General features: G+C 69.2%; 13 protein-coding genes, 1 pseudogene and 1 riboswitch. Of the genes and pseudogenes, 3 read left to right on the plus strand and 11 right to left on the minus strand.

Annotation, left to right across the window (positions count from 1 at the left end; translation table 11 throughout):
• Window positions 1–454: 454 nt before the first annotated feature.
• Together JKV81_RS18150 and JKV81_RS18155 are read right to left on the minus strand one after the other, a co-directional pair.
• Complete coding sequence (locus JKV81_RS18150; RefSeq protein ID WP_202076802.1) at window positions 455–1816, minus strand: NYN domain-containing protein; 1362 nt, start codon at window positions 1814–1816, stop codon at window positions 455–457.
• Window positions 1817–1853: 37 nt separating this feature from the next.
• The gene (locus JKV81_RS18155) at window positions 1854–2096 is read right to left on the minus strand and encodes a hypothetical protein (RefSeq protein ID WP_014156692.1); all 243 of its coding nucleotides are present in this window, start codon (window positions 2094–2096) and stop codon (window positions 1854–1856) included.
• Window positions 2097–2267: 171 nt separating this feature from the next.
• On the opposite strand from JKV81_RS18155, the gene JKV81_RS18160 reads away from it, so the two are divergent.
• Together JKV81_RS18160 and JKV81_RS18165 are read left to right on the plus strand one after the other, a co-directional pair.
• Window positions 2268–3017 (plus strand): rhomboid family intramembrane serine protease, encoded by a 750-nt coding sequence (locus JKV81_RS18160; RefSeq protein WP_187281964.1) that lies wholly within the window; start codon window positions 2268–2270, stop codon window positions 3015–3017.
• Window positions 3014–3295 (plus strand): Lrp/AsnC family transcriptional regulator, encoded by a 282-nt coding sequence (locus JKV81_RS18165; protein WP_033303376.1) that lies wholly within the window; start codon window positions 3014–3016, stop codon window positions 3293–3295. Before JKV81_RS18160 ends, JKV81_RS18165 begins: the two co-directional genes overlap by 4 nt.
• 79 nt (window positions 3296–3374) lie before the next feature.
• Here the strand turns inward: JKV81_RS18165 and JKV81_RS18170 are convergent, their stop codons facing one another.
• The 6 genes from JKV81_RS18170 to ctaE form a co-directional block, all read right to left on the minus strand.
• Entirely contained in the window at window positions 3375–4790 is a 1416-nt protein-coding gene (locus tag JKV81_RS18170; protein ID WP_129262275.1) for an aminotransferase class V-fold PLP-dependent enzyme, read from the minus strand.
• A gap of 177 nt (window positions 4791–4967) precedes the next feature.
• Window positions 4968–5085, minus strand: a riboswitch (SAM riboswitch).
• Window positions 5086–5173: 88 nt separating this feature from the next.
• Complete coding sequence (gene trpD, locus JKV81_RS18175; protein WP_129262277.1) at window positions 5174–6238, minus strand: anthranilate phosphoribosyltransferase; 1065 nt, start codon at window positions 6236–6238, stop codon at window positions 5174–5176.
• Between the two features lie 122 nt (window positions 6239–6360).
• Window positions 6361–7986, minus strand: coding sequence for a cytochrome bc1 complex cytochrome b subunit (qcrB, locus tag JKV81_RS18180; protein ID WP_129262279.1), 1626 nt, complete (start codon window positions 7984–7986; stop codon window positions 6361–6363).
• Entirely contained in the window at window positions 7983–9035 is a 1053-nt protein-coding gene (gene qcrA / locus JKV81_RS18185) for a cytochrome bc1 complex Rieske iron-sulfur subunit (protein WP_129262281.1), read from the minus strand. The genes qcrB and qcrA overlap by 4 nt, the downstream gene beginning before the upstream one ends.
• Complete coding sequence (gene qcrC / locus JKV81_RS18190) at window positions 9032–9841, minus strand: cytochrome bc1 complex diheme cytochrome c subunit (protein WP_124276878.1); 810 nt, start codon at window positions 9839–9841, stop codon at window positions 9032–9034. Before qcrC ends, qcrA begins: the two co-directional genes overlap by 4 nt.
• Before the next feature lie 55 nt (window positions 9842–9896).
• Window positions 9897–10517 (minus strand): aa3-type cytochrome oxidase subunit III, encoded by a 621-nt coding sequence (ctaE, locus tag JKV81_RS18195; protein WP_014045480.1) that lies wholly within the window; start codon window positions 10515–10517, stop codon window positions 9897–9899.
• Between the two features lie 187 nt (window positions 10518–10704).
• Here ctaE and JKV81_RS18200 point away from each other — a divergent pair, with 187 nt between their 5' ends.
• Window positions 10705–11106, plus strand: a complete 402-nt coding sequence (locus JKV81_RS18200) for a response regulator transcription factor (protein ID WP_124276877.1) — start codon at window positions 10705–10707, stop codon at window positions 11104–11106.
• Between the two features lie 99 nt (window positions 11107–11205).
• Here the strand turns inward: JKV81_RS18200 and JKV81_RS18205 are convergent, their stop codons facing one another.
• The 3 genes and pseudogenes from JKV81_RS18205 to JKV81_RS18215 form a co-directional block, all read right to left on the minus strand.
• On the minus strand, window positions 11206–12468 hold the full coding sequence (locus JKV81_RS18205; RefSeq protein ID WP_129262283.1) for a L,D-transpeptidase: 1263 nt from the start codon (window positions 12466–12468) through the stop codon (window positions 11206–11208).
• A 135-nt stretch (window positions 12469–12603) separates the two neighbouring features.
• Complete coding sequence (locus JKV81_RS18210) at window positions 12604–13002, minus strand: cytochrome c oxidase subunit 4 (RefSeq protein WP_124276875.1); 399 nt, start codon at window positions 13000–13002, stop codon at window positions 12604–12606.
• Window positions 12999–13201 (minus strand): annotated as a pseudogene (locus tag JKV81_RS18215) (aa3-type cytochrome oxidase subunit I); the annotation flags it as partial. The gene JKV81_RS18210 and the pseudogene JKV81_RS18215, both read right to left, overlap by 4 nt.

The raw sequence follows: 13201 nt of genomic DNA on the forward strand, positions 1-13201 counted from the left end.
GGTAGAGCTTGTCGACCTTCGCCTTGACCTCGCTCTTGGTCGGCTTGGGGTCGGCGTGGGCGGCCTGGGAGGTCAGGGCCACGGCCGCGGCGGCGGTCGCGGTGAGCACGGTCACGCGGGTGCGGCTCGGCTGCTTGGGACGACGGTGGGACGCCACGAAGGCGAGCTCCTTCTTCCTCGAGCCGCCTACCGGGCTGTGGGGGGACACGAACGGATCCCCGGCTCCGTGCACGTCACGGACTCGGCGGTTCCTTCGCCGTCACCCCGGATGGGCAATCAACCGTGCGAAGGTTCGAGGCCTGACCCTAGTGACCATCTTGTGATCAGTTCAAATCCTCACGAGCAAAATCTCGTCACACCAGACACTTCTTTACTTTCATCACACTGCGTGTAGCGGCAACTTGACGGTACGTTCCATAAATTCCGGCAAGTCACCCATGTCGCACATGACGCATCAGACGCGCGAAAGGCGCTTCAGGAGCAAGGCGGACGCGACCGGTCGCGCCCCCGCCTTCGCCACACCGTCGGCCACCTCACGGTCGGTGGAGACCACGACGACGGGCCTGCCCGGCGGTTCGGCACGCGCCAGCTGGCGGATCAGCTCGTCCGCGGTGACCCCCGCCTTGCTGAACAGCACCCGGACGCCGCGCGGCGGTGCCAGCAGGACCGGCACGGCCAGTTCGGCGCCGTCGAAGACACAGGTCATCTCGGCGCCGGTCTGCGCCGCGAGGACCGAGAGGCCGCCCAGGAGACGCAACCGCTGCTTCTCCAGCGGCATCTGGGGATAGCCGGTCTTCGTGACGTTGTAGCCGTCGACGATCAGATGGGCCTGCGGCAGCGCCAGCAGCTGGTCGAGCAGCGCCGGATCGGTCTCCGAAAGCGCCCTGGCCGCAATGTCCTTCGGGGACATCCGGCCGGGCTCCACCGCTTCGACGCCGTCCGCGGGGCGGAGCGAGGACGGGGGCAGGGCCAGTTCGCGGCGGAGCCCCTGGGCCGCGTCGAGCACGGTGTCCAGGAGCAGCCGCAGCCGCATGTCCTCGACCGAGCGGCCCTCCCTGGCCGCCCGGCGGCCCGCCTCGACGGACGCCTCGGCCTCCGCCAGCCGCGCCTTGAGCCGGCGGGACTCGCTCTCGGCCGCGGAGACCTGGGCGGCGGCCTCGGCCCGCACGGTGTCGGCCTCCGCGCCGCTCTTGCGCAGCGCGGCCTCCCCGCGCTTCACCTCGCTGAGGGCACTGCGGAGTTTGCGGTGGAGGGAGTCGTTCTCCTTGCGGGCGGCGTCCAGCTCGGCGCGCAGCCGCTCGGTGTCGGCCCTGGTCTGGCCGCGGGCGCGGTCGAGCTCCTCGCGCAGCCGCTCCAGCTCGCGCCTGGTCTCCTCGTCGGCCCGCTCGGCGTGCGCCCGCTGGACCTCCTCGCCGGCCGCCGCCACCAGCTTGACCCAGCCGGCGGGCCGCAGCACGTAGGCCGCGGCGGCCACATCGACGGGGTCGGCGGCGGCGGGCGGCGCACCGGAGGTGAGGGCCTCGGCCAGCTCCGGCTGGGTCTGGCCGATCCGCTCGCCGATGCGCCGGCGGAACACCGGGTCGCTCTCCAGCGCGGCGGCCATCGCGTTACCCGCGAACTTGGCCCGCCTGCTGGGGGTGAAACGGGCGTACTGCCGCAGCTGGGCGGGGAGTTCACCGACGGTCAGACCGCCGAACGCGTCCGACACCAGCGCCACGACCCTGCGGCGTACGCCCTCGGGCAGCGGACGGTCGAGCGACTCCGCGGTGCCGTCGGCCGCGTCGGCCGGTCCGGCGCCGCCTGTCGGCTGCTCCACCTTCCATCACCCCAATGTGTCTGTCCGGGCGACCCCGTCAGGAGTCGGCACCAGGCCTGTCGACCAGCTCGATCTGGTCCACGGCGTTGCACCAGCGGCAGCGCACCGACTCGATGGTCTCACTGACCACCTCGCGCTCCTCGACACTCGACTCCCCGGCCAGGTCGAGATGCACGTACTCCACGACCTTCGAGGAGCGCGTCACATCGAAACGGGTGAGGTTGCCGCAGAGCGTGCAGCGCCAGCGGGTCCCGTCCGTCGGCTGGGGAACCGTCGTCATCGTTGCGTCCTCTTTCGTCGTTCGTCGAGTCTTGTCGCGTGCCCAGGTCTTCGATCTCGCGGTGCGCCGTCGAACTGCGGATGTCCTGCCGCAACCCTACGGCCTTGTGCATACCTATCGGCACGGCGAGGCGGTCTGTCCCGTTCTCACCTGGTGCGTCATGCTCTGTACGTGACCGATCGGCGGGAAGTCCTCTGGCGGAAGCGGTTCCGGGAGCTCGGGGCGGCGGCCTCGGCGGGCGGCGCCCCGGTCACGTACGGGCTGATCGCGCTGTGCTGCGCGGTGTTCCTGATCAGCCCGCTCTCCGGCTTCAACCCGGCCCACGGCACCGCCGACGCGCTGCTGGCCGCGCAGGCCGGGTACTTCGAGCGGTGGGGAGTGATCCCCAGCGAGCTCATGGACGGCTCGGCGCGCGCGGCCCTGACCCCGCTGACCGCGCTCTTCGTCCACGGCAGCTGGCTGCACCTGCTGGGCAACATGCTCTTCCTCTACGTGTTCGGCGCGATGGCCGAGGAGCGCATGGGCCGCGTCGAGTTCACCTTCTTCTATCTCCTGTGCGGCTACTTCGCCCTCGTGGCCTACGCCGTGGTGCACGCGGGCTCCGACCAGACGCTGGTCGGCGCGTCGGGGGCGATCTCCGCGGTGCTCGGCGCGTTCCTCTGCCTCTTCCCCAGGGCCCGGGTCACCAGCCTCTTCCCCTTCCTCTTCTTCCTGCCGCTGCGCTTCCCCGCCTGGATCGTGCTGGTCTTCTGGTTCGTCCTGCAGTGGCTGGCGGCGCAGAGCGCGGGCAGCGGCCCGGGCGTGGCGTACCTCGCGCACGTGGCGGGTTTCTCGGCCGGGTTCCTCTACGCCTGGGTCCGGTTCCGGGGTACTAGAGTGAAGTCTCCAGCCACGGCCACTGAGGGAGAAAGCCAGCCGTGATCACCGCGATCGTTCTCATCAAGACCAGCGTGGACCGGATTCCCGAGATCGCCGAGGCCATCGCCGCGCTGGACAGTGTCAGCGAAGTCTTCTCGGTCACCGGTACGTACGACCTGATCGCCATGGTCCGGGTGGCCCGGCACGACGATCTGGCCGATGTCATCCCGGGCCGGATCAGCAAGATCCAGGGCGTCGAGGCAACGGACACCCACGTGGCCTTCCGTACGTACTCGCAGCACGACCTGGAGGCCGCCTTCGCCATCGGCCTCGACGCCTGAGGCGGCGTACGCGTACGGCTCCGGCCGGGGACGGGAGGCTTCGGGCCCCCGTCCCCGGCCGGAGCCGTGTCCGGACCGGTCAGACCTGCGCCGCACCCCGGTCGGGCACGCAGCGGCCCTCCTCGGTGCGGTAGGTCCAGCGGGCGCCCTTGCTCACCAGCTCGCGGACGGCGCCCAGGAACCGCTCGATGTGCTCGTCCGGCGTGCCGGCGCCGAAGCTCACCCGGATCGCGTTGAGGGACCTCCCCCAGCCTTCGGCCGGGGGGACCCCCACCTCGCTTCGCTCCCCCGGCCCGGCCTCCGGCGCGCCGCACTCGCCCGGGTCCTGCGGCTCACTGCCCAGCAGGGTCCGCACCAGCGGGTGCGCGCAGAACAGTCCGTCGCGCACCCCGATGCCGTACTCCGCGGAGAGCGCCGCGGCGAAGTGCGAGCTGTTCCAGCCCTCGACCACGAAGGAGATGACGCCGACCCGCGGGGCGTCGTCGCCGAAGAGCGAGAGCACCTTGACCTCGGGGACCTCGGCGAGTCCCTCGCGGACCCGGGTCACCAGCCGCTGCTCGCGGTCGACCAGCCGGTCGAACCCGGCCTCGGTCAGGGCCTTGCAGGCGGCGGCGATGGAGTAGACGCCGATGACGTTGGGCGAGCCGGCCTCGTGACGGGCGGCGGTGGTGTGCCACTCGACGTCCACACCGCCGTCGGCGCGCCGGGCGACCTTACGGGAGGCGCCGCCGCCCGCGAGGTACGGCTCGGCGTCCACCAGCCAGTCGGCCCGGCCCGCGAGGACACCCGAGCCGAACGGCGCGTACAGCTTGTGCCCGGAGAAGGCGACCCAGTCGACGTCCAGCTCGGCGATGTCCACCGGGTGGTGGGGGGCCAGCTGCGCGGCGTCGAGCACGATCCGCGCCCCGTGCGCGTGGGCCGCGGCGGCCAGTTCCTTCACCGGCCAGAGCTCACCGGTGACGTTGGACGCGCCGGTCACGCAGACCAGGGCGGGACCGTGGGGCGAGCGGTCGGCCAGCGCCCGCTCCAGCGTGGCGACGGCCTGGTCCGGGGTGCGCGGGGCGTCGAGGTAGGTGACCCGGGCGTCGCGCCAGGGCAGCAGCGAGGCGTGGTGCTCGGTCTCGAACACGAACACCTCGCAGTCGGCGGGCAGCACGGCGGCGAGCAGGTTGAGGGAGTCGGTGGTCGAGCGGGTGAAGACCACCTGGTCGTCGGCACGGCAGCCGAGGAACTCCGCGACGGTCACGCGGCTGCTCTCGAAGAGGTCGGTGGAGAGCTGCGAGAGGTACCCGGCGCCCCGGTGCACGCTGCCGTAGTACGGGGCGTACGCCGCCACGTCGTCCCAGACCCGCTGGAGTGCCGGGGCGCTGGCCGCGTAGTCGAGGGCGGCATAGGTGACATCTCCGCCCGTCACGAGCGGAACGGTGACATCGGCGCCCAGAACCGGCAGCGGGGCACAAACGGACTGGTCGACGGCAGCGGTGGAGACAGACATGGCGAACTCCCGTAAGAGGCAGGCGAAATCCTCGCGCCGGCGACCGTGCGCGGCAGCGCGGGAAGGAAAGGAAAAGAGGTGTGCGGAGAAGGGCGTGGCGCCCTATCGCATTCGCTTGCTCACAAGAGGCTCCCTGGGACCAAGGACCCCAAGGGGTGGCATACGACGATGCCGAGGGGCCCGCGCTTGCCACAGACCTCGCTGCCTGCGGCCTGGTCTTCACCCGGGGCACCCCGCCACGGACGGAGGGTTGCCGGACAGCGGGCCGGGGCCGTAGTCGCTGTCACTCATGACCTGCGCAGCATCTTGCCATACCCACGGCGACGCGCGAGGGCGCAGTCCGCGATCCGGACTGCGCCCTCGCTCACACCCGCTCCTCGCCCTCAGGCGTTGCTGGCCGCCACCCAGCGCTCCAGCGCGCCCTTGGCCGCCCCCGAGTCGATGGACTCGGCGGCCCGCGCGATCCCGGCGGAGAGCTGCTCGTCCAGCGTGCCCTCGCCCGGGTCAAGCGCGACCAGGGCCGCCGCCGAGTTGAGGAGCACCGCGTCGCGTACGGGGCCTCGCTCGCCGTCGAGCAGCCTGCGGGCCACATCCGCGTTGTACGAGGAGTCGGCGCCGCGCAGCGCCTCCACGGGGACCAGCTCCAGGCCGACGTCACGCGGGTCGAAGGCCTGCTCGCGCACGGTGCCGTCGCGGACGATCCAGACCCGCGAGGTCGCCGTGGTGGTCAGCTCGTCGAGGCCGTCGTCGCCCCGGAAGACGAGGGCGGAGTTCCCCCGGTCCGCCAGCACGCCGGCCACGATGGGCGCCATCTTCGGGTCGGCGACCCCGATGGCCTGGGAGCGCACCCGGGCCGGGTTGGTGAGGGGGCCCAGGATGTTGAAGGTGGTCTGCGTGCCGAGCTCCTTGCGCGCCCGCGCCGCGTACCGCAGGGCGGGGTGGAACTTGACCGCGAAGCAGAAGGTGATGCCGGCTTCCTCGGCCACGGCCACGACGCGCTGCGGCGTCAGTTCGAGGTTGACGCCGAGCTTCTCCAGTACGTCGGAGGCCCCGCTCGCCGAGGAGGAGGCGCGGTTGCCGTGCTTGACGACCTTGGCGCCCGTCCCCGCGACGACGATCGCCGACATGGTGGAGATGTTGACCGTCTTGGCCATGTCGCCGCCGGTCCCCACGATGTCGACCGTACGGCCGGGCACCTCGATGGTGTGGGCGTGCTCGTACATGGCGCGGACGAGCCCGGTGACCTCGTCGACGGTCTCGCCCTTGGCCCGCAGGGCGACCGCGAAGCCGGCGATCTGCACGTCCGTGGCCTCGCCGCTCATGATGCGGTCCATGGCCCAGGCGGTGTCGTCCGCGCCGAGGTGCTCGCCACGCAGGAGGGGGGTCAGCACGCCGGGCCAGGTACGGTCCGCCACGCTGTCGCCGCCGTCCGGGGTCACAACGTTCATGGTCCGCTCCTGGGTCCACAGCCGATACAGGTATGCCTCCCACCCTATCCAGGCCCGGGGACAGCGAAGAGCCCCGTCCATCGGATGGACGGGGCTCAAGCTGTGGCGGTCAGCTGAGGTGATCAGTGGTGGCCGTGGCCGCTGGTGATCTCCTTGTACTCCTCGGCAGTGGGCTTGGCGATCTGGTTGTTCTCGCCGTAGTAGCTCCTGCTGAGCCGTGCGCGCACCTTCTGCAGCGCCGACGGCTTGCGCTCGACACCGTTCTCGTCGACCGTCGGGCCGATCTCGAGCGGCTTGTACTGCTCGTGCGCCGTGAGCGTGTGCAGCTGCCCCTGGCCGAGCGGCTCGTGGATCTCCACGAACTCACCGTGCGGCAGGCGCTTGATGGTGCCGGACTCGCGTCCGTGCAGCACCTTCTCCTTGTCCCGGCGCTGGAGGCCGAGGCAGATCCGCCGGGTGACGACGAACGCCAGGACCGGTCCGACGAAGAACGCGATCCGGACGAACCAGCTGATCGCGTTGAGCGACAGGCTGAAGTGGGTCGCCCAGATGTCGTTGCCGCCGCCGATGAGCATGACGAAGTAGATCGTCACCCAGGCGACACCGAGCGCGGTCCGGGTCGGAGCGTTGCGCGGCCGGTCCAGGATGTGGTGCTCGCGCTTGTCCCCGGTGATCCAGGACTCGATGAACGGGTAGAGCGCGAGCGCCGCCAGGATCACACCGAACAGGACCAGCGGGATCAGCACGCCGAGGACCAGCGTGTGGCCCCAGAGGTTGATCTCCCAGCCGGGCATCACACGGACGAAGCCTTCGGCGAAGCCCATGTACCAGTCCGGCTGGGCGCCCGTGGACACCTGGTCGGGCCGGTAGGGGCCGAGCGCCCAGATCGGGTTGATCGAGGCGATGCCCGCGATGATCGCGATGAAGCCGAAGACCAGGAAGAAGAACCCTCCGGCCTTGGCCATGTACACCGGCAGCAGCGGCATGCCGACGACGTTCTTGTTCGTCCGGCCCGGACCCGCGAACTGCGTGTGCTTGTGGAAGAAGACCAGGATGAGGTGGCCGACCACGAGCCCGAGCATGATGCCCGGCAGCAGCAGGATGTGGATCGAGTAGAACCGGGCGATGATGTCGCCGCCGGGGAACTCCCCGCCGAACAGGAACATCGAGATGTACGTGCCCACGATCGGCATCGACAGGATGGCGCCCTGCGTGAAGCGCACACCCGTACCGGAGAGCAGGTCGTCCGGGAGCGAGTAGCCGGTGAACCCGGTGAACATGCCGAGGACGAACAGCAGGAAGCCGAACAGCCAGTTGATCTCACGCGGCTTGCGGTACGCGCCGGTGAAGAACACCCGGAACATGTGCACGAACATGCCGGCGAGGAAGATCACCGCTGCCCAGTGGTGGATCTGCCGGACGAGCAGACCACCGCGGACGTCGAAGCTGATGTCCAGCGTCGAGGCGTAGGCCTCGGACATCCGGATGCCCTGCATCGGCTCGTACGAGCCGTGGTAGACGACCTCGTTCATGCTGGGGTGGAAGAACAGCGTCAGATACACACCCGTGAGGATGATGATGATGAAGCTGTAGAGGCAGATCTCACCCAGCATGAAGGACCAGTGGTCCGGGAAGATCTTGCGCATGTTGGCCTTGGCCAGGCCGTAGATCCCGAGCCGGCCGTCCGCCCAGTCGGCCACCCGCTCACCGGCGGGCGCCTTGCGCTGTGTTTCCGTCGCAGTACTCATCCGCGCTCCCAGAAGGCAGGACCGACGGGCTCTTCGAAGTCACCGAGCGCCTCGAGGTTGCCCTCGCTGTTCACACCGATCCGCAGCTGCGGAAGGGGGTGACCGGCCGGACCGAAGATGACGCGGGCGCCGTCGGAGAGGTCGAAGGTGGACTGGTGGCACGGGCAGAGCACGTGATGCGTCTGCTGCTCGTACAGGCTGATCGGGCAGCCGACGTGGGTGCAGATCTTGGAGAAGGCCACGATTCCCTCGTGGGCCCACTCGCGCTCGCGCTTGTCCTTGATGTTGTCCGGCTCGATGCGGATGATCATCAGGGCGGCCTTGGCGATCTGCGTCTGGAAGTCGTGCGCGTCCTCCTCCAGGCCCTCGGGCATGGCGAAGGTCAGCGAACCGACGACGACGTCCTCGGGACGCAGCGGCTCCATGGTGTTCATGTTGACGAGCTGCTTGCCCTTGGCCCAGAGCGTCTTGCGGAGCTTCTTCTCCGGCAGCGGACCGAGGTCGCGCAGCAGCACCACACCGGAGAGCGGCACCAGGGCCAGCGCACCGAACATGGTGTTGCGGATCAGCTTCCGCCGCCCGATCGCGGACTCCTTGGCACCGTCCGCGAAGTCGGCCATGACCTTGGCCTTGACCTCGGGCGTGGCCTCGATGGCGTGCCGGTCGTCGGCCACCTCCACGTCGGACATCAGGGTGCGCGCCCAGTGGACGGCGCCCGCGCCGATGAGGAAGAGCGCCAGACCCAGGGTCAGGCCCAGGGAAAAGTTGAGCGCGCTCACATGGCCGAACGGCCAGATGTAGACGATCTTGTCGACCGGGAAGATGACGTACGAGGCGATGAAGCCGACCGTCGCCAGCATGGACAGCGTGAACAGGAGGGCGACAGCTCGCTCGGAGCGGTTCGCAGCCCGTTCGTCGATGTCCTGGATGCGCGGCTTGTGGGCCGGCAGCCCCGGGTCGGCGAACGGGTCGCCCGCACCCTCTACCGCGCCGTGCGCGGTGCCCTGCTCTACCGGCAGGTTCTCTTCTGGAATCTGTTGGCTACTCATGACTTCTTGGCCTTAGCGGTGTGGGCCGCGACCCATACGGCGATGGCGATCAGGCCGCCCAGGCCGAAGATCCAGCCGAAGAGTCCTTCACTGACGGGGCCGAGGCCACCGAGCGAGAGGCCGCCGGGGTCTTCGGACTCATCACCGTTGACGGTCTTGATGTACGCGATGATGTCTTTCTTCTCCTGCTCGGGCATGGTGCTGTCCGGGAAGGAGGGCATGCTCTGCGGGCCGGTCTGCATGGCCTCGTAGATGTGCTTCGGGCTCACGCCTTCGAGGTCCGGGGCGTACTTGCCGTTCGTCAGCGCGCCGCCCTTTCCGGTGAAGTTGTGGCACTGCGCGCAGTTGGTGCGGAACAGGTCACCGCCCTTGGCCACGTCCGCACCGGCAGGGTCGACCTGGCTTCCGGTCGGCGTGATCGGACCGGCGCCCAGGGACGCGACGTACGCCGCGAGCTGGTCGATCTCGGCCTGGGAGTAGATGACCTTCTTCTTCGGGACCTGGGCGCCCGGCTGCTGAGCCGGCATGCGTCCGGTACCGACCTGGAAGTCGACGGCGGCGGAGCCGACGCCCACGAGGGACGGCCCGTCGGTGGTGCCCTGACCGCCGGATCCGTGGCAGCTGGCGCAGCCCACGGAGTAGAGCTTCTTGCCCTCGTCGATGGCGAGGGACTGGGCGGTTTCGTCGGCCTGCGCCTTACCCGCAGGCGCGAACGCGGCGTACAGCCCCCCGGTAGCCGCCAGCGCGAGGAGTAGTACGACGACCGCCGCCAGCGGATGGCGTCGTCGTGCGGAGAGCTTTTTCACGGATTACCCCGGTGTCAGGATCTTCTGCGTCGATGATGGGTGGGTGCGAGCCCTGTTACTTGATCATGTAGATCGTGGCGAACAGGCCGATCCAGACGACATCGACGAAGTGCCAGTAGTAGGACACGACGATGGCGGCGGTGGCCTGCTCGTGGGTGAATCTCGAGGCCGCGTATGTCCTGCCCAGGACGAGCAGGAAGGCGATGAGGCCGCCTGTCACATGCAGACCGTGGAAGCCGGTCGTCAGGTAGAACACCGAACCGTACGGGTCGGAGGACAGGGAGAGACCCGCCTCCTTGACCAGCTCGGTGTACTCGAGGACCTGGCCTCCGATGAAGATCGCACCCATCACGAACGTGATGATGAACCAGGTGCGGAGCTTCTTCACATCGCCCCGCTCCGCGGCGAAAACGCCGAGCTGGCAGGTGAGAGAGGAAAGCACCAGGATCGTGGTGTTCGTCGCCGAGAACGGGAAGTTCAGATGGTGAGCCATCTCCTTCCAGTGATCGGGTCCCATCACCGATCGCAGGGTGAAGTACATCGCGAAGAGGGCCGCGAAGAACATCAGCTCGGAACTCAACCAGATGATGGTTCCGACGCTGGTGAGGTTCGGCCGATTGACCGACGGGTGCGCGTGCCCGGTTTCTACTGTCGTTGCTGTCGCCACGACCGACATTATGTCGGTCGCTTATCCCGCCCTCACTCCGGGGGGTGCCGTTCGGTGTGTCAGTGGGGTGTGTCCTCACCGAACGGCCCATCGAATCGCTGTCTTTACCGGTGCTGACAGGCAGTCCGCCGGAGTACGATCCGCCCATCGGTTCATGCCCGGAGAGCCCCGAAGACACAGACGTCACGGAGGAACAATGCAGCCGACCGCCACGGTCCTGGTCTACAGCGACGACGCCAACACCCGCGAGCAGGTGAGGCTGGCTGCCGGGCGGAGGCCTGCGGCGGACGTGCCGCCGGTGGAGTTCCTGGAGTGCGCCACCCTGCCCGCCGTCCTGAGCGCCCTGGGCCGGGGCGGTGTCGACGTGTGCGTGCTGGACGGCGAGACGGCCCCCGCGGGCGGTATGGGCGTCTGCCGGCAGATCAAGGACGAGATCTTCGACTGCCCGCCCGTGCTGCTGCTGATCGGGCGCCCGCAGGACGCCTGGCTGGCCACGTGGAGCCGTGCGGACGCCGCTGTGACGCATCCGGTGGACCCGGTCGACTTCGCGGACGCCCTGGCCTCCCTGCTGCGCCGCAGGCTGGCCGTAGGCGCCTGAGGGGCCCGCGAGGACCGGCGGGCCCTGGCGGCCCGGGGCGGAGGGGCCCCGAACCCCTCCGCGGTGTCCTTCCGGGGCGTGGCGCACTCCCGGCCGGGATCAGACCTGGGGGCGCAGCCGCGCCGTCCGGACGTCGGTGCCGGAGTCGGTGTCGGGCGTGGAGCCGCTGTGCAGGGCGCTGCCCTTCTGCCAGGCGTCCCAGGCGAGGTTCCAGTCGCCGAAGCCGTTGTCGAACGGCGTCATGGTCTCGCCGTCGCTCCCGACGACCTTGACGATGTCGCCCTCGCGTACGGTCTCGAAGAACCACTGGGCGTCGGCGGTGCTCATCCCGGTGCAGCCGTGGCTGACGTTGGCGTTGCCCTGCGATCCGGTGGACCAGGGCGCGGCGTGGACGTACTCGCCGCTCCAGGTGACGCGTGTGGCCCAGTAGACGGGCAAGTCGTAGGACTCCGAGGAGCCGGCGGCGATGCCGATGCTCTCGCCGCGCATGCGTACGAACTGTTCCTTGGCCAGCACCACCTTGACGCCGTTGCGGGTGTCGAAGCCCGGCTTGCCCGTGGTGACCGGCAGGGTGTTGATCACTTCACCGTTGCGCAGCACGGTCATGGAGTGGTCCGAGGCGTCGGTGATCGCTTCTATGCGGTCGCCGGTGGTGATCTTCAGGGGTTTCGTGGCGTCGCCGTAGAGGGCGTTGGTGACCTTGATGCCCTTGAGGTTGCTGCGGACGTCGATGGTGGCGTCGGCGGGCCAGTACTCCTTGGGCCGGTAGTGCAGCGTCTTGTCGTCGACCCAGTACCAGGAGCCCGTGACGGCGGGGGCGGACCGGACCTGCAGGCCGCGCTCCACGGTGGCGCGTGAGGCCTTGTCGGCGACCGGAGCGCTGAGTTCCGCTGTGAGGGGCTGTCCGACCCCGTAGGTGCCCGCCTGCGGGCCGAAGGTGACCTTCAGGAACTTCTTGGCCGCCGTGGTGCCGAAGGCGTACGTACGGCTGCCAGGAGCCCCGTCGCCGTTCTCGGTGGAGACCTTGACGGTGTATCGGGTGCCGGCGGCGAGCGAGGTGGTGGAGTGCCACCGCTTGCCGTCGGCGTCGAGCTCTCCGGCCAGGTGGCGGCCCTCGGTGTCGACGGCCGTCACGTCCGTGATCTTCGCGTCGTCGTCCTTGACGGTGACTTCGAGGGGCTTGTCGGGGTCGGCCTTCTTGTTCTCGGCCGGACCGTTGAACGAGATCAGGTCGGCGGCGTCGTAGGGCTTCAGGGACAGCGGATCACCGTCGGGCTCGCCACAGGCGGTCGCACCCGCTACCAGGGTCACGACCAGCAGAGTGCAGCTCACTACGGTGCGGATGCGCGGCGTGTGGTTCATGAACCCACGCTAAGAAGATTCATCCGATCCAGCGCGTTCAATGACTGCAAACGGGGGCCCGGCCCGCTCATTGCTGAGCGGACCGGGCCCCCGTACGGGTGCGACACGTCCTGTCCGGGCGTGTCCTACCGGGTCCTACTGGGTGCGGTTCTCTCCGCGGTAGTACTCGAAGACCCAGCCGAAGAGGCCGATCAGGAGCAGCGGGGCGGAGAAGTAGGCCAGCCACCAGCCGAAGACGACGGCCATGAAGAGGAAGGCGCCACCGATGGCCAGCGAGAGCGGCTGCCAGCTGTGCGGCGAGAAGAAGCCCACCTCACCGGCTTCGTCCGCGACGTCGGCCTCCTTGTTGTCCTGGGCCATCGCGTCGACCCGGTTGGCCGTGAAGGCCAGGTAGAAGCCGATCATGATGGCCAGCCCGAAGGCCAGGACCAGCGCGGTGGTGCCGACCGGCTCCTTCGACCAGACGCCGTACGTGACGGCCATGGCCAGCAGGAAGACGCTCAGCCAGAGGAAGAGCTTGCCCTGGATCTTCACTTGCCGTCCTCCTTGCCACCGACGAGGACCTTGTCACCCTCGGACAGGTGATCGAGCTGCTCGAGTGCCGCGATCTCCGGGTGGTGCAGGTCGAACGCCGGGGATTCGGAACGGATCCGCGGCAGGCTGAGGAAGTTGTGCCGCGGAGGCGGGCAGGACGTCGCCCATTCGAGCGAACGGCCGTAGCCCCAGGGGTCGT

The organism is Streptomyces silvae (genome assembly GCF_016745505.1).
GTDB classification, from domain to species: domain Bacteria; phylum Actinomycetota; class Actinomycetes; order Streptomycetales; family Streptomycetaceae; genus Streptomyces; species Streptomyces silvae.